Origin of the sequence: Gemmata algarum (genome assembly GCF_034097035.1) — a bacterium.
Lineage (GTDB): Bacteria > Planctomycetota > Planctomycetia > Gemmatales > Gemmataceae > Gemmata > Gemmata algarum.
In genome coordinates this window covers 24,569-44,283 of record NZ_JAXBLV010000185.1, presented here as the reverse complement: position 1 = coordinate 44,283, position 19,715 = coordinate 24,569, and the positions used below count along the sequence as shown (strand labels likewise).

12 protein-coding genes are annotated in these 19,715 nt (G+C 69.5%); 8 read left to right on the top strand and 4 right to left on the bottom strand.

Translation table 11 applies throughout. The features are described 5' to 3' along the window. Nucleotides 1-48 precede the first annotated feature (48 nt). Genes R5W23_RS17375 through R5W23_RS17365 form a run of 3 tightly spaced genes read right to left on the bottom strand, consistent with a single transcriptional unit; the run spans nt 49 to nt 4,157 of the window. A complete protein-coding gene (locus tag R5W23_RS17375) occupies nt 49-858 on the bottom strand; it encodes an inositol monophosphatase family protein (RefSeq protein WP_320687383.1) in 810 nt (269 codons plus the stop codon). Between the two features lie 32 nt (nt 859-890). Beyond that, nucleotides 891-2,966: a HEAT repeat domain-containing protein gene (locus R5W23_RS17370; protein WP_320687382.1), complete on the bottom strand. Its 2,076-nt coding sequence runs from the start codon at nt 2,964-2,966 to the stop codon at nt 891-893. A gap of 12 nt (nt 2,967-2,978) precedes the next feature. After that, entirely contained in the window at nt 2,979-4,157 is a 1,179-nt protein-coding gene (locus R5W23_RS17365; protein ID WP_320687381.1) for a metallophosphoesterase, read from the bottom strand. A 151-nt stretch (nt 4,158-4,308) separates the two neighbouring features. On the opposite strand from R5W23_RS17365, the gene R5W23_RS17360 reads away from it, so the two are divergent. The 3 genes from R5W23_RS17360 (at nt 4,309) to R5W23_RS17350 (ending at nt 6,248) form a co-directional block, all read left to right on the top strand. Continuing rightward, nucleotides 4,309-4,995, top strand: coding sequence for a protocatechuate 3,4-dioxygenase (locus tag R5W23_RS17360; protein WP_261188523.1), 687 nt, complete (start codon nt 4,309-4,311; stop codon nt 4,993-4,995). A gap of 21 nt (nt 4,996-5,016) precedes the next feature. After that, nucleotides 5,017-5,601 carry an EF-hand domain-containing protein gene (locus R5W23_RS17355; RefSeq protein WP_320687380.1) on the top strand — a complete coding sequence of 195 codons (585 nt, stop codon included), beginning with the start codon at nt 5,017-5,019 and terminating at the stop codon, nt 5,599-5,601. A gap of 314 nt (nt 5,602-5,915) precedes the next feature. Continuing rightward, nucleotides 5,916-6,248 carry an ATP-dependent Clp protease adaptor ClpS gene (locus R5W23_RS17350; RefSeq protein WP_320687379.1) on the top strand — a complete coding sequence of 111 codons (333 nt, stop codon included), beginning with the start codon at nt 5,916-5,918 and terminating at the stop codon, nt 6,246-6,248. A gap of 221 nt (nt 6,249-6,469) precedes the next feature. Here the strand turns inward: R5W23_RS17350 and R5W23_RS17345 are convergent, their stop codons facing one another. Further along, entirely contained in the window at nt 6,470-8,623 is a 2,154-nt protein-coding gene (locus tag R5W23_RS17345; RefSeq protein ID WP_320687378.1) for an alpha/beta hydrolase family protein, read from the bottom strand. 268 nt (nt 8,624-8,891) lie between these two features. Between R5W23_RS17345 and R5W23_RS17340 the strand changes: the two genes are divergently transcribed. The 5 genes from R5W23_RS17340 (at nt 8,892) to R5W23_RS17320 (ending at nt 19,690) form a co-directional block, all read left to right on the top strand. Further along, nucleotides 8,892-10,334 carry an ABC transporter permease subunit gene (locus R5W23_RS17340; RefSeq protein WP_320687377.1) on the top strand — a complete coding sequence of 481 codons (1,443 nt, stop codon included), beginning with the start codon at nt 8,892-8,894 and terminating at the stop codon, nt 10,332-10,334. A 190-nt stretch (nt 10,335-10,524) separates the two neighbouring features. Further along, the gene (locus R5W23_RS17335; protein WP_320687376.1) at nt 10,525-14,259 is read left to right on the top strand and encodes a sigma-70 family RNA polymerase sigma factor; all 3,735 of its coding nucleotides are present in this window, start codon (nt 10,525-10,527) and stop codon (nt 14,257-14,259) included. A 621-nt stretch (nt 14,260-14,880) separates the two neighbouring features. Next, the gene (locus R5W23_RS17330) at nt 14,881-16,827 is read left to right on the top strand and encodes a hypothetical protein (protein WP_320687375.1); all 1,947 of its coding nucleotides are present in this window, start codon (nt 14,881-14,883) and stop codon (nt 16,825-16,827) included. A gap of 468 nt (nt 16,828-17,295) precedes the next feature. After that, nucleotides 17,296-19,152 (top strand): RNA polymerase sigma factor, encoded by a 1,857-nt coding sequence (locus R5W23_RS17325; RefSeq protein WP_320687374.1) that lies wholly within the window; start codon nt 17,296-17,298, stop codon nt 19,150-19,152. 181 nt (nt 19,153-19,333) lie between these two features. Next, a complete protein-coding gene (locus R5W23_RS17320; protein WP_320687373.1) occupies nt 19,334-19,690 on the top strand; it encodes a YidH family protein in 357 nt (118 codons plus the stop codon). Nucleotides 19,691-19,715: the final 25 nt, after the last annotated feature.

Here is a 19,715-nt window from a genome sequence, read left to right as displayed (position 1 = left end):
AGGGAACTCACAATGCCACACAGGGCTTCCGCCCTGTGCTACCGACGCTCAGCTTAACAGAATCCGCAGGAGTTCGGGGTGAACCCCCGGCGTGCCCGCGACCAGGTCCGGGCGGTACGGGTCGAACGGCGTGCCGTCCGTGGCACTCAGCACCCCGCCCGCCTCGGCGATCAGCGCCGCCCCGGCCATCACGTCCCACGGGTAGTTGTCGTAGGCCCAGTACCCATCGAACCGGCCCACCGCGACGTAGGCCATGCTTAGCGCGGTCGAGCCGTTGCGCCGCAGCGACTGCGCGTGAGCGGTGATCTTCTTCCAGGCCTCGAGGTTGCGAATCTGCTTCTCGTAGTTGGCGGGGAACCCGGTGCTCAGCATCCCGTCCGCGACGCCCGACACCGCGCTCACACGGATGGGCCGGTCGTTCAGGAACGCCCCCAGGCCGTGCGCCGCGGTGAACATCTCGTTCTGCCGCGGGTCGAAAATCACCCCGACGATCGCCCGACCCTGGTGCCACAGCCCGATCGAGACGCAGTAGGCCGGGACGTCGTGGACGTAGTTCGCGGTGCCGTCGAGCGGGTCCACGACCCACGCGGGCGGCGCGTCGGCGGGCGGGCGCACGTCCCCGGGCGACTTCCCGACCGACTCTTCTTCGCCGATGAAGATGTGGTCGGGGAAGCGGCCGAGCAGGATGTCCTTGACGATCTGCTGCGAGGCGTGGTCCGCGTCGGTCACGAGGTCCGCGCGCCCCTTCTCCTTCACGGAGAACTTGGCGCGCCAGCGCTCCAACTCCGCGCCCCCCTTGCGGGCGGCCTCGGTCGCAACGGACAGGTACTCGCGCAGACGGTCGGGTTCGGTGCTCATGCCAGAAATCATACGGAACCCACCGGGTGACGCTACTTCACCCCGGCCCCCTTCGCCGCCTCCGGGGCGATCGCTTTCAGCGCGGTGCGGGCCGCCGCGGCCAGCGCCGCGTCGCGGTGGCTCACCAGCTTCACCAGTTCGGGGGCGGAGTCCTTGGCGTCGGCCCCGATACGCCCCAGCGCCCGCACCGCCATGCACCGTTCGCCCTCGCTGCGCGTGCCTTCCAGGTTGGACTCCTCCAAAGCGCGGATGAGTAGCGGTACGACCCGGGCGTCCTTGTTGAGCAACCACGCCGCCTCAGCCGCGGTAATGCGCACCGGGTGGGCGCGCCACTCCAGGGCTGCTTCCAGCTCCCTTTCGCCGGCCCGGTCGCCGGCCGTGCGGAGCAGCGCGAGCGCCGCCTGCGCGCGGACGAGCGCGTCGGGGTGTTTGAGTTTCCGCTTGAGGGCATCGACCACCTCCCCCGAGTCGGCAGGGCGGATCAGCCCGAGTGCTTCGACCGCCGCGGCCTGGACGAGCGCGGGCTCGTCGCCGTCGAGAACCGCGAGCAGCGGCTGAACGGCGTCGCGTGCGCCCGGTCCCACGCGCCCGAGCGCGCCTGCGCTCGCCGCCCGAACCGACGCGAACGGGTCGAACAGCCGCTTGACCAGTTCGGGCACCGCCGCCTTCGCGTCGGGTCCGAACTCGCGGCCGATGTCGGTCGCGACCGCTTTTCGCATCCTGGGCTCGTCGGATCGCAGCAGCCGGATCATGGCCGGTAGTGCCCGGGGGTGCCGCTCGATGCGCCACAGCGCGACCGCGCATGCGAACCGCACGTGTTCGTCGGACGCGTCGAGCGCCGCGAGCAGTTCGATAACCACCGCCAGTCCTGCGGGGCGCAGCTCTTTGAGCGCCTCGGCCGCTGAGGCGGCGCAGCTCTCGTCCTCGAGCAGGTCGGTGATGGCCCGCGCCGCCGCCGGCGTGGGCGCGATGCGGTACAGCGCGACCAAGTCGTCGAGCCTCGGCCCGCGCCGCCGCGCGTTCATGTTCTGCCGGATCGGCTCCAGAGCGTCCCGCGCGGCCGGCCCCAGTTCGCCGAGCGCGGGTACCGCGAGCGCCCGGGCGGTGGAGTCGCCCTTCAGCAGTTTCAGCAACGCCGGTAGCACCGCGTCGGAGGCCGTGCCGAGCGTTTCGGCTGCGAGCACCACGTCACTCGAGTCCTCGGCCTTGAGCCACCGCTCGAGGGCCGCCACCGTCTCTTTGGATCGGTCGATGCGCCACAGCGGGGCGAGTGACGAAACACCCTCCTTCGTACCGGCTGACCCGTGCAAGAGCGCCACGGCCGCCGGATCGCGGTCGACGCGCCACAGCGCGAGTGCGGCTTGCGTGCGGTACAGGGCCGCGCCCGTGCCCTCTTTCGTTCTGGCGCGGAGCGCGGGCAGCGCGTCCCTGGCCCCCGGGCCGATCCGCCCCAGCGCGTCGGCCAGGAGGCCGGTCAGGAGCGGGCTCGCATCGGCAAGGCGGTCGATGATCGCGGGCACCGCGGGGGCCGCCTCCGGGCCGAGGTCGGCGAGCAACCGCGCCGCGGCGTGGGCCTCATCGGGCTGTTCAGCTTTTAGCGCCTTTGTCAGAACCGGAAGGACGACCTCGGCGCTCGCGCCCAAGGCGATCAGCGCCTCGGCCGCGCCCAGCCGAACCGGGGCCGACGGATCGTCGAGCAGTTTAGTGAGGGCCGGAGCCGCCCGGTGTGCTCCAATCGCCCCGAGCGCGCGGGCGGCGGCTCCGCGCACCTCCGGGTTGTTGTCGCCGAGCAACCGCACCAGGGACGGGGCGGCGGCACGCGCGTCCGGACCGATCTGCGCCAGCAGTCCCACGCACTCGCGCCGCGTCGCGGTGTCGCCCCACAGCCCACGCGTGAGCGACGGGACCGCTGCCGGCCCGAGGGCAACGAGTTTGTAGGCCCCCCCCCAAACGTTACCGTTGCGTGCGTCCGAAACCAGCGCGTCGAGTTCGGCTTCGGACGGCGACCGGTTTGGCTTGGGTGACTCCGGTGCGGGTTGCCCCGTTGCCGGTACCACCGCGACACCGGCAACGACCGTGAGCACCGACGCAGCGATGAGCGTTCGCATAGCGTTTCTCGTTCAGGAAGCAGCGGACACCAGCGTGACACGAATCGCCTGCGGGTTGCACCGGACGCGCAGCGGCTCTTTCCCGCTCACCCCGCGGCCCACCACCAGCACCGAGCCGCGTTCAGCGAACACCCCGCAATCGAACCGGCGGCCGTACACACTCGGCACGAAGATCGAACCGATGACCGGCACCCGGATTCCGCCGCCGTGGACGTGCCCGGACAGCATCAGACCGACCCCGTGCGCCGCGCCCCAGTAGAAGTTGTCCGGGGTGTGGCTCACGCACAGCCGGAACGCCTCACCGGGGCGCGGGGCGCCGCTCAGGTCCGGTCCGGGCCGAACCCACGGCCCCTCGTGGCCGACGGCGACACACCGGGCGCCGCGGACGCGGATCTCCTGCCACCCGTTACCGAGCACCGTGTAGCCCGCCGCCGCCAGTTCCGCGCGCACGCGGGCGGGGTCGTGGTACAGGTCGTGGTTCCCCAGTACCGCGAGCTTCGCCTCCTTCGCGCGCAGCCGACCCAGCAGGGGGCCGATCCACGCGCGGTGTGCGTCGGTGTCCACGAAGTCGCCGCCCAGGCACACCAGATCGGGCTCCGGCCCGGCGGTCAGCTCGTCAATGATACGCTCGAAGTAAAGTCGGCTCGGGGTGCCGTGAAAGTGGAGGTCGCTCACGAACAGGATCGTGAGCCCGTCCCACGCGGGCGGCAGGCCCGGCAGTGCGAGTGTCAGCTCCGTGAAGTCGAACTTGAACACGCCGTTGCCCGGCAGCCGGGTCGCCGACTGCCCCTTCCCGTCGCCGACGAGCTTCTCCCCGAGTTCGGGCCACAGGTCCAGCGTTCGCGTGTACTCACTCACGACACACGCCGGCGGCTTCCGCAGCGCGCGGCGGAGCGTGACGAGCGGGAACACCAGCCCGCCGAACGCGAGGCACGCGACCGCGTAGGCAAGCAGCCCGTGTTCGAGCGGCCCCCTCCCGTGTTCGTGCGGTTGGTCGAGGAGAGGGTACGGGCCAAGGGGACCGAGCACGAGCCACGGGAACGCGAGGATCGCGGCCCCGGTGGCGAACCGCCACACCTTGAGCGGACCCTTCGGAAGCGGGCGGGCGTAGAGGTTGTTCAGCACCGCGACCCACACGCACGCGTGCCCGACCCACGCGACCGCGACGGCAAACAGTAGAAGCGTGATCATACCGTGTCATTTTACGGCGGGGCGCGGCAACCGGCCGGGCGCGCCCGTCGTGAACATCCGGTGAAGACAGTCGCAGCCGGGGGGCCGCCGCGTTTATACTGGAGACGCACGTTCCCCTTCGTTCCCCTCTCACCGATCCGAGGCCCGGCTCATGAACCGTCCACTGTTCGACCCCACACGGCGCGCGTTCCTGGGCGCGCTGGGCGCGTCGGCGCTCACCTCGCCGGCGCTGTTCGCCGAGCAACTGCTCCGCACCCCGCCCCAGACCGAGGGGCCGTTCTACCCGGACAAGATCCCGCTCGACACCGACAACGACCTGATCGTCATCGGCAAGAACACCACCCCGGCGCTCGGCGAGGTCGCGCACCTGACGGGCAAGGTGCTGGACGTGAACGGCGCCCCGGTGAAGAACGTGCTGGTCGAGATCTGGCAGTGCGACGCCAACGCGGTGTACCTGCACTCGGCCGACAGCGCGCCGAAGGCCAAGCAGCAGGACAAGAACTTCCAGGGGTTCGGCCGCTGCACCACGACCGACAAGGGCGAGTACCGGTTCCGCACCATCAAGCCGGTGCCGTACCCGGGCCGCCCGGCCCCGCACATCCACTTCAAGGTCAAGCGCAACAACCGCGACCTGCTGACCAGCCAGTTCATGGTCCGCGGGCACGCCGGCAACGCCCGCGACGGGGTGTTCAACCAGATCCGCGACCTGATCGACCGCGAGCTGGTGCTGGTCGACTTCAAGCCGGTCAAGGACTCGAAGATCGGCGAGCTGCAAGCGTACTTCGAGATCGTCATCGGCCTCACGCCGTCCGAAGCGGATATGAACCAGAAGAAGTGACCCCTAATAAGGAACCCGGCGATGCGCGCGATTGCTCTGGTACTGTTCACGGCGGCACTTCTCGGGACCGCGTCGCTGACGTCGGCGCAGCCCCCGGGGCAGCCCGGTGGGAAGGGCGGAAAGGGAGGGAAAGCGGGCGGACGGGCCGTGACCGTCGATGACATGGTCGCCCGCGTCTTCGCCTACGACGCGAATAAGGACGGCAAGCTCACCAAAGACGAGCTGACCGACGGGCGACTGCACGCACTGTTCGAGCGGGCCGACGCGAACAAGGACGGGGTTCTCACGAAGGACGAACTGACCGCGCTCCTGACGAAAGAGTCCACCGCGACGGCCGGCGGCAGCAGTCCGGGTGGGTTCGGCCCGGGCGGCCCCGGTGGTCCCGGAGGCCCCGGAGGTCCGGGGTTCGGGCCGCCGCAACCGGGGCAGGTGCTGCCGCCGTTCCTTCAGGATCAACTGAACCTGACCGACGCGCAGAAGAAGGAACTCGCCGCGCTCCAGAAGGACGTGGACGCGCGACTCAACAAGATTCTCACGGACGAGCAGAAGAAGGCGTTCCGTGAGCGCGGCCCGGGCGGGTTCCCGCCGCCGCCACCGCCACAGTAACCACTCCGGCCCCGCACCAAGCGGGGCTTTTTGCTTCTGGCGTTTTGGACCGTGAGCGCCGGCGCCGCCGGGGCCGGCTCGCTCAAGCCGGGCGCGGTCGAACGGTTCGCGTCGGGCGTGACGCCGGGCTCATCCGTGGGAACGAGCTTGGCGATTCGTGCGGGCCGGCGCCGGCCCGCGGCGCTGTTCATCGGGGGGGCGGTCAACTGTACTGCGTCGGACCGTAGTCTCGGGTCTGGCACCGCACTTCCACGCATCGCGCGAGGGGGGTATACTGACCGTGGTTCCCGACCGCTCCCGGAGAGACCGGACTCATGGCCAACGCCACGCCCGCCCCGGATGTCGTTCCCGAAGAGGAGACCGAGACCCGCACGCGCCGCCAGCCGCCCTACGCGGTGGTGCTGCACAACGACGACATCAACTCGATGGACTTCGTCGTGACGGTGCTGCGGAAGGTCTTCGGCTACACCGTGGAGAAGTGCGTCGAACTCATGCTGGAGGCGCACACGAAGGGCAAAGTCGCGGTGTGGATCGGCGCGATGGAAGTGGCGGAGCTGAAGGCCGACCAGATCACGTCGTTCGGCCCGGACCCGCACGTGGCGAAGAACGGGCACCCGCTCGGCGTCACCGTCGAACCGGCAGCATAGCATTAAGAGAGATTGGCCGCAAAAAAGCACAAAGGGCACAAAAGGAAACCGAAGACACAAGCAGAAGAGCGTTGGCCACAAAAAAGCACAAAGGGCACAAAAGGAAACCAAAGACATAAGCAGAGCAGTGCTTTTAAACACACTCTTTTGTTTTCGTCTTCGGTTTCCTTTTGTGCCCTTTGTGCTTTTTTGTGGCCAAACTGCCTCTGCGTTTTCACATGCTATTTCGGCCCCGGCGGGACGTATTTCTTCAGCCAGGCGAACACTTCCTTGTGCCAGTGCTCGCTGTTCTTCGGCTTCAGGACCCAGTGGCCCTCGTCCGGGAAGTTCACGAACCGCGACGGCACCCCCTGACGCTGGAGCGCGCTGAACAGTTCGTGCCCCTGCCCGATCGGACAGCGGAAGTCCAGGTCGTTGTGAATGATGAGCATCGGCGTCTTGGCCTTCGCCATGTTGCCGGCCTTCTTGTGCGGTGAGAACTCGGCGTACTTGCCCGGCTTCTCCCACGGCAGCCCGCCGTGCTCCCACTCGTCGAACCACAGTTCGTCCGTCGTGCCCCACATGCTCTCGAAGTTCCACACCGAGCAGTGCGTGATGAGGCACTTGAACCGCTTCGCCGCGTCGTTCACCGCGAACCAGTTCATCATGTACCCGCCGAAGCTGCCGCCCGCGGACCCGATCCGGTCCTTATCGACGTAGGGGAGCTTCTCGACGTAATCGAGCCCGGCCATGAGGTCGCGGTAGCACTTGCCGCCCCAGTCGCCGGTGATCTCGTCCACGAACTTCTGCCCGAACCCGGTGCTCCCGCGCGGGTTCGGCATCACCACCACGTACCCCTGCGCCGCCCACGCCTGCGGGTTCCAGCGGAAGCTCCACGCGTCCTCCCACGCGCCCTGCGGCCCGCCGTGAACGAGGTACGCCACCGGCCACTTCTTCGACGCGTCGAACCCGGGCGGCTTCAGAACCCACATCTGCATGTTCACACCGCCCTCGACCGGCACCTTTACGGACTCCGGTTGCGGCAGATCGAGTTCGGCCAGGAGCGGACGGTTCTGGGGGCTCGGCACGCCAAGTCCCTTGACGGAGGAGTTGTCGTTCGAGGTGGAGAACTGCACTCCGACGACTTCCGCGGGGAAAGTCATCCGGGCGAAGAGGTGCATCCACACATCGCCATCGCGGCTCGCCGTCAGCGCCGAGACGTGCCCCTGGCGGGCCGAGGTTCCACCGGACCCGTTGCGGTACGGAATGCCCTCGCCGATCTTGCCCGCCGGGGTGACGTGGAACAGCGAGGTCGAGCCGGAGTCGTCGGCGACGAACGCGACCGCCCCTCCGGCCCCCCAGGCAAACTCGTTCGCCGACACGTCCCGCGCGGCGGTGAGGTTTTGCGGCGGTCCGCTCAGCGTCCCGTCCGGGTTCGCATCCGCCGCGAGAATGTCCCACTTGTCCGCCTCGTACCCCGCCTGCTTCTGCGCGCGCCACGCCAGCTTCTTGCCGTCCGGGCTGAACTTCGGGCCGCCGTCCGCGGCCTTATTGTCCTTCGTCAGGCACTCCCACTTGGTCGAGGTGTTCGTGACCGACACGCGGCAGATGTCGTAATTGGTGCTCCACGACTCGTCCTTATCGGGCACCGCGGTGAACACCAAGTACTTGCCGTCGGGCGAGAATGTGAAGTCGTCGCCGCTGCTGAAGGTGGACGACGTGGGGTTGGCGTCGCGGTCGCCCGGGGTGATGTCGCGCGTGTCGGTGCCGTCGAGGTTGCACACGAACAGGTGCTGCCGCTTGTCGCCGACGTAATCGTCCCAGTGCCGGTAGAACAGCTTCGTGAACGTCTTCGCCTTCACCGGACTCTTCTCGATCTCCTCGTCCTTCTCCTTGTTGAGCTTGTCCGATTCCGGGAACGGCTTCTCGCTGAACTCCGGGTACACCGTCGACACGAACGCGACCGACTTACCGTCGGGCGCCCAGGTGCCGTTCGACGCGCCCGTGCTGATGCTGGTGACCGGCTTGGGCTCCTCACCGACGGTCAGCACCCACAGTTGCGGGGCGCCCGACCGCGTGGACTCGAACAGCACGCGCGTGCCGTCCGGCGACCAGCGCGGGTTCATGTCCTTCTTGCCTTTGGGATCGGTGATCTGCTTCGGCTCGGTCTTCCCGTCGGTCGGTGCGAGCCACAGCGCCGTCGAGGACTTGTTGGCCCCGAGATCGACCGTGGTGACCTGATAAACGACGGCCTTCCCATCGGGGCTGATCTGCGGGCTCGCGACCCGCTTGAACGCGAAGAGGTCCTGAACCTTCATCGGCCGCTTGTCCGCGGCGGGCAACGCGAGCGGCGCCGCGATCAGCACCGCAGCCGTGAGCAGCAAACGGAAACGCATAAATGCACCTGTCCGGTAGTCGGTCGGCGGCGGCCCGTGAGAGGGGCGGGCCGCGGTAGAACCGTTGTACCCGAACCACCGTGCGCAAAAAAGAACCCGCCGCGTCGGGGACGCAGCACGGAGCGGAAGCGGGCGTTCGTGTGTGGGGCGAAACCTCCCGAATCAGTCGCGCGTCCAAGAGTTCAAAGTGAGGGCGGCGGAGCGTTGCGGCTCGCGCGGGGCGTATAACAGCGGAAAGGCCCCTCCACACCGCACGCCGACAGAACCTATGCGCTGGCCCGTCGTCAGACTGATCGCCGGTCGCGAAGTGCGCGACCAGTTGCGGGACCGCCGCACGCTGTTCCTCATTCTCGGGCTGCCGGTGCTCATGTACCCGCTGTTCGTGGGCGTCGGCATCCTGTTCGTCACCGCCTTGAAGGAAAAGAAGCTGGTGGTCGGGGTGGTCGGCCCCGGGCACGCGCCGGCGGCCGAGCCGGACCTGACCCCGGTCCTCGGCGGCCCCGGCGCCGCGGCGCAAGAGCTCCGGGCGTACCCGGCGCTGTTCGGACCCGACGGGCAGTTCGCCCCCCGGTACACCGGCACCGCCCTCGTGTCCGCGCCGATGGTCGTCGAGCCGCTCCCGGCCGGAACCGACGACGAGTACCGCGAGCTGCTCGCGCAGCGGCGCGTGGACGCCATCGTGGTCCTCGATTCCGACCTTCCGGCCCGGCTCGCGCGGTACGAGCGGCCCGAGCTCGAGGTGCCCGTTGTGGTGGGCGCGTTCCCGGTGGCCACGACAACGGTCCCGTTGGACCGCGGGGCGCGCCCCGCGGTGCGCGTGCTGGGCCGCGACGGCGAGGAGAACTCGAAACTGGCAGTGCAGCGGGTCACCGGCGTCCTGGAGCACTGGTCGAACGACCTCAAGGCCGCCCGGTTCGCCCGGCTGGGGCTACCGGCCGACATCGACCACCCGATCGAGATCCGCGACCCGCAGTCCGAGAAGACCAGCGAGAAGAAGATCGCCGACGACCTGCGCGACATGCTGGTGAAGGTGATCCCGTTCCTGCTCGTGATGTGGATGCTGACCGGCGCCATCTACCCGGCCATCGACATGACCGCGGGCGAAAAGGAGCGCGGCACGATGGAGACGCTGCTCATCAGCCCGGCGGAGCGCACCGAGATCGTGGCCGGGAAGTTCCTGGCCACGACGTGCTTCAGCTTCGGCACCGCGCTGTGGAACGTGGCACTGATGCTGGTGGCGGTGGCCGCCGCCCCGCTGCTGGCCCCGGGCCTGTTCGGGCACGGGCTGATCTCGCTGGCGGGGTTGGCCGCGTGCCTCCTGGCCGCGATCCCGCTGGCGCTGCTGTTCGCCGCGCTGGCGCTGTCCCTGGGTGTGTTCGCACGCAGCACGAAGGAAGGCAACTACTACATGGTGCCGCTGTTCTTCGTGGTACTGCCGCTGGCGTACTGGAGCATGACGCCGGGGATCGAGCTGAGCGAGTTCACCCGCTGGGTGCCGGTGGCGAACGCGCTGCTGTTCCAGCAGCGGCTGCTCGCGGTGCGGACCGACGCGTTCCCGTGGGGGCACGTGCCGGTCGTGTTCGGAGTCCTGGCCGCGTGCGTGCTAACGGGGCTCTTCGCCGCGGTGCGCCAGTTCCACCGCGAGGGGGTGCTGTTCCGGGAAGGCGAGACGAGCGGGAAACGCGGCTGGTCGCTGTTCGGAAAGAAGTAACCCGCTCCTTATTCGCCCACGGCACATCCCCTCCGGCCAGTGGCTGGGGGCGCCCCTCTCCACTCATCGATCCCAAACCCGCAGCGCGGCCGCCACAAAAGGCGGCCGCTTCCGTTAGCCGATCCGGCGCCGGCGGGGATTTCATGTACAGCGACGGGCCAGAAGCCTGTTCGAGCGGAGGGGCTTAACGATGCCAGGCGTCGAGATCGACCGGCAGCGCGTCCAGTGGTTCGTCGCCGCGCACGCAAACACCGGGGCCTCCGATCGGGAGCTGCTCCGGCGGTTCGCCGACCGGCGGGACGAGGCGGCGTTCGCGGCGCTCGTGCGCCGCCACGGGGCGATGGTGCTCGCCACCGGGCACCGGGTGCTCGGCCGATCCCCAGACGCGGAGGACGTGTTCCAGGCCACGTTTCTGCTCCTGAGCCGGAAGGCCGGCTCCGGCCGGTGGCACCCGTCGGTCGCCAGTTGGCTACACCGGGTCGCGCACCTGCTGGCGCTCAAGGTTCGCCGGGCCGCAACCCGGCGCGCACGCCACGAGGAGCGCGCCCCGCGCCGAACCGCTCCGGACCCGCTCGACGAGATGAGCGGACGCGAGTTGCTCGCGGTGCTCGACGAGGAGCTGCTCGCGCTGCCCGAAGTGCTTCGTGCGCCGCTGGTGCTCTGCGCGCTCGAGGGGGCGAGTCGGGCCGAGGCGGCCGAGCGCCTGGGGTGCACGCCGGCCACGCTCAAGAAGCGCCTGGAGCTGGGGCGCCGGCGTCTCCGCGACGCGCTCACGCGACGCCGGATCGGGCTCCCCGCCCTTCTGGGCACGCTCCTGCTCGGTTCGTCCGCGGTCGCGGTACCGAACCACCTCGTACAGGCCGTGGTCCGCGCCACCCTCGCAACGGGCGGCCCAGGACTCTCGTCGCAAGTCGGCGAACTCGTACACGGAGGAATCGGCATGACAGGTTGGAACAAATTCAGGGTCGCGCTCGGCGCGGCGCTCCTGTGCGGCTGCCTCGCGGTGGTCGGAGCGCTCGCGGCACGCCCTGGGAGCACGCCGGAGGAGCCGCCCAAAACCGCTGCCCCGGCGGAGCGGGCGCCCGAGCCGCCCGCCGTCGAGGCGATGCGGGTGGTCGTCCTCGACTCCACGGGCAAGCCGCTGCCGGGCGCGAACGTCCATGCGGGTATCTGGACCGATGAGGAGGGCTTTCCGGCGAACCGCGACATCGAGACCGACGCCGCCGGCGCCGCCCGGGTTCCGCTCCCAAAGACCTTCACCATCCTCCGGCTGTGGGCAGGGAAGAAGTCGTTCGCCACGCTGTTCGCGAACTGGGAGCGGAGCGAACTGGCGAGCGGTAAAGGCGTCCCCGCCGAGTACACGTTCCGGCTCGAATCGGCCGTGACCGCGGGCGGGCGGATCGTTGACGAAAAGGGGAAGCCGGTCACCGGCGCGCGGGTCGAGGTGCGCCTGGAGAACGCCCTGAAGCCGGCCGGGAGCGATGGTCGGGTCCGTTACAATGGATGGATAGCGGAGAGCAACGACGCGCCCACGACGGATACCGACGGGCGATGGCGCGTCGACGGCGTTCCGGATCACCCGGAGGTCGAGCTGAGCCTCCTGGCGACCCACCCGGATTTCGCGACCGACAAGTGGGAGCGATCGGCCAAGAGCGCCGGAATCACGCTGGCCGCACTTCGAAACGGCACCGCGGCGCTCGCACTGAAGGCTGGGGTCCGCGTTCGCGGGACCGTGACCGCTCCCGATGGCAAACCGATCAAAGACGCGCTTGTAATTCATGGCGACGCCCCGTCCAGCGGACGCGTGACGAGTACGTTCGCAACCGGCACCGATGGCACGTTCCGGTTGCCGGCGCTGGCACCGGGGAAAACGTCGCTCACCGTGATTGCCCCGGGTTGGGCGCCGCAACTACGCACAGTCGAACTCAAAGCCGACATGCCGGCCCAGGACTTCCGCATGGCAGCGGGCAAGTCAATCCGGTTGCGGGTCGTTGACGAGGCGGGCAAGCCGGTTCCGCGAGCGTATGTCACACTGCACGAATGGAAGGGGAGCGAATCGATCTACTCGGAGCACAACACGAACTATCCGAAGGTGCCGGGCACCGGCATTCCCCGGCGCACCGACGCGAACGGCGTCTGGGAGTGGCGATCGGCGCCGGACGAGCCGGTTAAAGTGCGTGTCGATGCGGTCGATCATGTCGCCGTCGAGCTGGACGTCACTGGTGGAACGACGGACCGAACCGTAGAACTGAAGGCCGAGCCGCGCGTCACCGGGACCGTGACGGACGCGGTCACGGGCAAACCGATCCCCCGGTTCACCGTAACCCCAGTGAGCGGTTTCAGTAACGACGCTGTGTCCGCATGGCGCGGCGCGGCGGTGCTGGGCAGGGAGGGGCAGTTTCAGTTCCGCGCCGTTCCAAACGGCAACAGCCCGCTTCGCTGGCTCCGGGTCGAAGCTCCGGGGTATCGCACCCAGGACGGACCGGAACTCCTGGCCGACAATCCCACAAGCCAAAAACAAGACTTCAAGCTCGTCCCGAGCCGGATGCGCACCGGTGTGATAACCGACACCGCGGGCAAGCCCGTGGCAAAAGCCCAGGTCCAGATCGCCACCCCGACGGAGCAGGCGACCCTCTCGAAGAACGGCCTCGACTACTGCATCTTCACCGACGCACAGGGGCGGTTCGAGTTCCCCGACCCGGGCGAGCCGTGGGCCGTCGTCGCGCAGTCCGAAGCGGGAATCGCGGTCGCCGAGTGCCCGGCCGACCAGGCCGACGCCGGCACACTCAAGCTCCAGCCGTGGGGAGCGGTCCGCGGAACGTTCCGCGACGGCGGGAAGCCGATCGCCGGCGCCACGGTGTTCGCGACACCGATTCGTATTCAAGACAGGACCCGGCCGCTGGTCTTCCTCGATTGCCAAGCCATAACCGATGCCGAGGGACGATTCGAGTTGCCCCGCGTTCCGCCCGGCCCAGTTTGCGTCCAGGTCTCACTGGGGCCGTGGAACGATCCGGGCTTCCGCTCCGGGCCGAGCGTGCCCCTCGCCCTCAAACCGGGCACCCGCACCGACCTGGGACTCGGCTCCGGCGGCGCGACGCTCACCGGGCGGGTGAAGCTGACGGGCAAGATACCGGCCGACCTGGACTGCACGTACTCGCTCAACTTCCTTGTGCGCCGCGAGCCGGGAATCGTCCCGCCGCCGGAAGTGGCCGCCGCGGGGTTCGACGCCCGAAACGGGTGGCGCGACACCTGGCGTCAGACGTCGGAAGGGCTGGCATACCTGAGCACGCTTCAAGCTTGGTTCGTGAAACTCGCGCCTGACGGCACGTTCCGGGTGAGCGGGGTGCCGGCCGGTGAGTACGACCTGGCGGTGGCGGTGTACGCGAAGCCGAGCGGGTGCCTCATCGACCCGCTGGCCCGGCGGGTGGTGCGGGTGACGGTGACGGCCGCGGACGCGGCCCGCGGCGAACTGAAGGTGCCGGAGGTGACGGCCGAGGTCGAGCCGATCCCGGTGGTCGGTGACACGCCGGCGCTCGCGTTCGAACGGGCCGACGGCAAGACCGGCACGCTCGCGGACTGCCGCGGCCGGTACACGGTGGTCCACTTCTGGGCGAGCTGGTGCGCGCCGTGCAAGAAGCAGTTGCCGGCGCTGAAGGCGCTGCACGAGCGGTTCGCCGCCCGCGGGCTGACGACGCTGTCGCTGTCGCTCGACGACGAGTCGGCGCCCTGGCGCGCGGCGCTCAAGGAACTCGCTTTACCTTGGGCGCAAGGGCGGCTCGGGGCCAAGGGAGCGAGCGGGGTGTCCGGGGTGCCGGCGTACTGGCTGCTGGACCCGACCGGGAAACTTATGGCCAAGGGCGACACGCCCGACGAGCTCATCCCGGTGCTCGAAGAGCGGTTGAAACGCACCGGGGCGGACCGTTAGCCGCCCGCCGCCTTTCGCTCCGACCTTGTGTTGCCCTCCGCATACCTCCACTGGCGGGCGGCCGGGCCGGCCGGGTACGCTTCCGGTTCACCGCCCGCCCCGGCTCCGCGTTCGGAGATTTTTCCTCCACTTCGGCGAAGGGACGGGGGATGCGGCGCCAGTACATAAGGGTGGGCGGGCACGAAGCCGGCCGGCGGAGTTACGGGACTGTCGTAGAGCGTTCCGGCCGCGCCAGCGGCCATACAAAAAATCTCAATTTCACTTGATACATTGGCAAATTTTGCACCACTCGGTCGGTGGCCCTCCTTCCGGAGGGCGCGACCGCCGGCCACGGCGTGCGCCAGCGGTAATGCGGCTGAGGTGTACGGGGCGATGTCGATGGGCTCGCGCAACTGGCGAAGCGAATGCGACACGGGCTCTGCTGCGGCGAGATTATTCGGGTCCGAGCAAAAGCCGCAACTGCCTTCCGTGTAAACGATTACGAACTATGGTTTCTGCAACATCACCGGTAAGCCCGTTCACGCAGAGACACCGCCGATGTGGCCCTTCTCCCGCCCGCACCGCGTACCGCCGCGGCCCCGACTCCCCTGGCTGAGGCTCGAGTGCCTTGAGGCCCGCGTCGTGCCCGCCTACGACCTGGGGCCGCTCGGCCCCGCCGTCCAGGGGTTGTCGTCGGCCGCCCCCCAGGTCGCGATCGACGGTAATGGCGAGCGGTTCGTCGTCGCCTGGACCGACCTCGAGGCCGCCGACCAGGCCGTCGTCCGCGCCCGCGTCCTCGATCGCACCGGCGCCTTCCTGACGGACGTTATTACTGTTACCGCCGCCCCGGTACCGTTCTCCGCGTCCCGGCCGGTGCGCATTGATGTGGGCATCGACGCCCAGGGCCGGTTCGCCGTCGCCTACGACGGCCTGCCCAACGGTACGTCGTCGTCTAACCCGGACATCGGCATCCAGCGCTACCTGGCTGACGGCACACCGTTCGACCCCACCGTCGTGCTCGGCCTCGCCAACCGTCTGGAGATCAATCCCGACATCGATTTGGCCGACGACGGCCGCATCGTCGTGGCCTACGACCAAGTCGCCACGACGACAACGCCACAGACCCACCGCCTCACCGTTACCGCCTACGCCTCGTTCGAGAACGTCGCAAGCAACACCACCACGAGCATCAGTTCTGTGGGCGGCGAGATCTTCCCGCACGTGGCGTTCAACGCCGCGGGCCAGTACCTGCTCACCGGAACGACGCTGAGCACCCAGGCCGCCACGCCGACCCGGGTCTTCACCGCCCTGGGCAACCTTTCGCCCTCCACGACGCTACGCACCGACACGCTGCTCGCCCCTTCGCTGGCCAGCGTGCCGGGCAGCGACGAGTGGCGGCTCGTCTACGTGGAGCAGTCCGGCGGCAGCACCGACCTGATTTGGCGCTCCGTCACCCCCGGAGCGACGCAATCCACGGCCCCGATCCTCGGCGGCACGGCGACCCTGGCGGTTGGGGTGGACACGGCTCGCGCCCCGGCCGCGAGTTTCACCGCCACCGGCGAACTGGCGGTCGCCTACGTTCGGCCCGGGGGGGCGACCCCGGAGCTGGTTGTCGGACTGTTCGACGCCACGGGCGCCGCGCGAGAAACGATTACCATCGGGGCGACCGGTGCGCCGTACGCTCTTGCGGTCGGATCGACGGTGCGGGGCACACTAATCGTTACGCCGGTGCAGACGATAGACGGCGGACCGAGCGGGTTGTCCGATTTCGAGGTGCATGGCACACTGCTCGAACCGCCGCCCGCACCGCCCCCGCCGCCCGCCCCCCCCCCGCCGCCGCACGCGGCCAATCCGCGGCGGACGTTGACCATTGCCGCGGGCGGTAGCGCCGGCACGGCCGACATCGGCGGCGCGGCTCGGGACCTCGCCAGACCCTTCGGCGGCTTCGCCGGAGAAGTGCGTGTCGCTACTGGCGATGTGGACGACGACGGCGTCGCGGATCTCATCTACGGTGCCGGCGCCGGGGCGATGGGGGGGCACGTGAAGGCGTTCAGCGGCCGGGACGGGACGCTGCTGCGCTCCTTCCTCGCCTTCGACGGGTTCGCCGGCGGGGTGAGCGTGGCGAGCGGGGATGTGGACGGCGACGGGGTGGCCGACCTCATCGTCGGGGCGGGCGCCGGGGCGATGGGGGGGCACGTGAAGGCGTTCAGCGGCCGGGACGGGACGCTGCTGCGCTCCTTCCTCGCCTTCGACGGGTTCGCCGGCGGCGTCTTCGTCGCGGCGTCTGACCTCGACGCCGACGGCAAGGTGGAGATCGTCGCCGGTGAGGGTGCCGGGGGACAGCCGCGCGTTCGGGCCTTTGGCGCGTTCGATGAGATAATCCTGAGCTTCCTGGCCTACGACGCCCCGTTCACCGGCGGCGTGCGCGTGGCGGGCCTGGACACCGACGGCGATGGGCGCGACGAGATCGTAACGGGCAACGGCCCCGGCAGCGCCGGGCACGTCACCGTCGTCAGTTACGCCGGGAACCTGCTGGCCAGTTTCCTCGTCACGGACGCAACCGAGACCCGCGGTACGTTCGTCAACTGATGGGCCGAACGCGACGCACGCCGCGGACACGTTCACCGGCCCGATGATCGCGGGAGAGGTGCGCCAATAGCCCCCCCGGCGATCGAGCCGGCCGTGCGCGCGGACACGGCAACCGCGGAATTGCGGTATCAGGTTGTTGCACATCCAACGGCCCGAAGGCGGTGCCCGAGTTACATTCGATTGGCCACGATGCGAGTCGTGGCCAATCGGAAAAGGGATCGGACCCCTGATCGTGTGTCTGACGAACGCAACTCTCACACAGCAAACTCCTTTCGCACGTCATGCTCCCGTGCCGCGCTCCGTACACCTCCACTGGCGGGCGGCCCGGTCGGACGGGTACCCTTTCGGTTCCGAGCCCGCCCCGGCTCCGCGTTCGGAGATTTTTCCTCCACTTCGGCGAAGGGACGGGCGGTGCGGCGCCAGTACATAAGCGTGGGCGGGCACGAGGCCGGCCCAGGAGGCAACGGAATGTCGCACAGCGCACTGACCGCGACCGTCGCCCGAGCCCGGCGAGCCGCTCGGACCGACGCCACAGACGGCGAACTGGTCGCCCGGTTCGCGGGCACCGGGGACCCGGACGCGTTCGCCGAGTTGATGCGGCGGCACGGGCCGACGGTGCTGGCGGTGTGCCGGCGGGTGGCCGGTCACCGCCACGACGCCGAGGACGCGTTCCAGGCCACGTTCCTGGTACTGGCCCGGCGGGCCAGTGAACTGGACTCGCCGGGCACGGTGGGCGGGTGGCTGTTCGGGGTGGCGGTGAACACCGCCCGCGCGGCGCGGCGGCGGTCGGCCCGGCGGGCCGCGCGAGAGTCGCTAACCGCGTTCCCGCCCGACCGCGGGCGGCCCGAGCCGGAGCCGGACTTCGACACCCGCGCGGCGGTGGCCGCAGCGGTGGCCGAGTTGCCCGAACGGTACCGCGCCCTGGTGGTCGCGTGCGACCTGCGGGGCGAGTCCCAGCCGGCCGTCGCGCGCCAGCTCGGTGTGCCGGTCGGGACCGTGTACAGCCGGCTGGCGGCGGCCCGCCAGTTGCTAGCCGAGCGGTTGCGGCGCCGGGGCATAGGCCCCACGGCTCTGGCCGTGGCACTGGGCGCGCTGGCGCCCGACGGGGTCGCGCTGCCGCCGGTTTCCGAGTGCCCGCCCGCGAGCGTCACGGAACTGACGGAGGGGATCATGTCGCAAGGATCTGCGCTGAAATGGAAGCTGGCGGCGTGCGTGCTGCTGGTCGGGGTGACGCTGGGCCTGGGCGCGGATCGGCCGGGGCCGGCCCCGGCGGTTGCGCCGGCCCCGCGTCCGGCGGACGAGTCGCGGCTGGTGCTGGGGTTCGCTGGGCACGTGCGGCTACTGAAGGCGGACGGCACCGAGGTGGCGCGGGTGACGGAAGCGGACGCCGGGGCCGGGGTTGAATTGAGGCATACGGCTGCGACCAAGCTCTCTTCGACGAGCGGGCTAAGCGCGGTCCTGTCGCAACCGTTCGGCCCGTGCGGCCGGGCCGCGCCGGACGGTCGGCTCCCGCTCAATACCCGCAAGGGGCTGTACCTACTCACCCCAGGAACACCGTCGGTCATCGCTCCGGTGAAGGCCGCGAAGGGGGGCGAAGCGCTGTTCGCGGCGGGCGGGGTGCCGTACATTACGGCGTGGTCACCGGACGGGAAGAAGGCGGTCGGGTTCCGGTTCACACGACCTCTGATCGGCCCCCAGGGGTACGAGCACGTCCTGATCGACTTGGGCGCGGGGAGAACAACCGCTCTGAACGTGCCGAGAAAACACCGGGTTGTAGACTGGGCGCCCGACGGCACGTGGTTCCTGACGATCCGAGACGAGCATTCGATTAATTTTAACCTTGAGTACAGCACCCGCGGGGTGTTGTGCAAAGTCTCTGCGGACGGCAAGACGAGTGAGGTGCTGTGTCCGTCCAAGGACGCTGGCGAACCGTCGATGTCTGTGGTGTGCGCCGCGCTGTCACCGGACGGCAAACGGGTCGCGTACCAGTACGGTACCACGCACCCGGTCAAAGATGGGAAGGAAACGGTCCACATGCCGGGGGTTCGGGTGGTCGTTCTCGACCTCGCGCGGAACACGCACACGGTTGTCGCGTCCGAGCCCGGTAGTGTGGATGTCGCAAACGACCCGTTCGGGGTACGCTGGTCGCCGGACGGGACGCGCGTCGGGTTCCTGTACTCACACCGTCAGTTCGGAGAATTGTTGAGTGTCGGTTGGCGGGTCGGCGTGGTGGGGGCAGACGGCCAGGGGGCGAAAACGGTCTTCGCTTCGGACCGGGCCGAGCCGAACGCGACGCTCGCACTGACGCTGTTCGACTGGCGCTAACGCACCCGGCGGTTGGCCGGTCGCCATCGGCACAGCACGGCGACGGGCGGGCACGACTGCGTTTCGAGCAAACGCGCGACGGGCACGGCCGCCCCCCGGAGCCGTGAGAGCGATCGCCGGCGGTTGCTCGAATTCGGGCGAGAGTTTTTCCGCCGGTCGGTGATTGAAGGAAGGGGCGACGGTGGAAAACAACGACCCGCGGGTGTTCTTTGCGGCCGAGCGGACCCTGCTCGCGTGGGTGCGGACCGCGCTCGGATTGATCGGGTTGGGATTCGTCGTCGCGCGGTTCGGCCTTTTTGTCCGGCTGATGCGCCCGGACGTGATCCACCCCGCGCACACTTGGGCGGGTGTGATCGGCGTGGTCCTGGCGGCGCTGGGCGCCGCGTCGGCCGCGGCGGCCACGTGGCAGCACCGGCGGTTCTGTGGCACGCTCGCGGCACATGAGCTGCCCCCGCGGTACCGCCTCGCGCCGGCGCCCTGGCTCGGCTTCGGGGTGGCGCTGACGGGGGCGGCGCTGGCGGTCGCGCTGGCGGCGTGAGCTTACGGGTAGCAAGCGGGGTGGG

Bases quoted from the DNA above. Each gene is read 5' to 3' on its own strand.
- R5W23_RS17375 (WP_320687383.1), bottom strand. From the start codon at position 858: ATGAGCACCGAACCCGACCGTCTGCGCGAGTACCTGTCCGTTGCGACC.
- R5W23_RS17370 (WP_320687382.1), bottom strand. From the start codon at position 2,966: ATGCGAACGCTCATCGCTGCGTCGGTGCTCACGGTCGTTGCCGGTGTC.
- R5W23_RS17365 (WP_320687381.1), bottom strand. From the start codon at position 4,157: ATGATCACGCTTCTACTGTTTGCCGTCGCGGTCGCGTGGGTCGGGCAC.
- R5W23_RS17360 (WP_261188523.1), top strand. From the start codon at position 4,309: ATGAACCGTCCACTGTTCGACCCCACACGGCGCGCGTTCCTGGGCGCG.
- R5W23_RS17355 (WP_320687380.1), top strand. From the start codon at position 5,017: ATGCGCGCGATTGCTCTGGTACTGTTCACGGCGGCACTTCTCGGGACC.
- R5W23_RS17350 (WP_320687379.1), top strand. From the start codon at position 5,916: ATGGCCAACGCCACGCCCGCCCCGGATGTCGTTCCCGAAGAGGAGACC.
- R5W23_RS17345 (WP_320687378.1), bottom strand. From the start codon at position 8,623: ATGCGTTTCCGTTTGCTGCTCACGGCTGCGGTGCTGATCGCGGCGCCG.
- R5W23_RS17340 (WP_320687377.1), top strand. From the start codon at position 8,892: ATGCGCTGGCCCGTCGTCAGACTGATCGCCGGTCGCGAAGTGCGCGAC.
- R5W23_RS17335 (WP_320687376.1), top strand. From the start codon at position 10,525: ATGCCAGGCGTCGAGATCGACCGGCAGCGCGTCCAGTGGTTCGTCGCC.
- R5W23_RS17325 (WP_320687374.1), top strand. From the start codon at position 17,296: ATGTCGCACAGCGCACTGACCGCGACCGTCGCCCGAGCCCGGCGAGCC.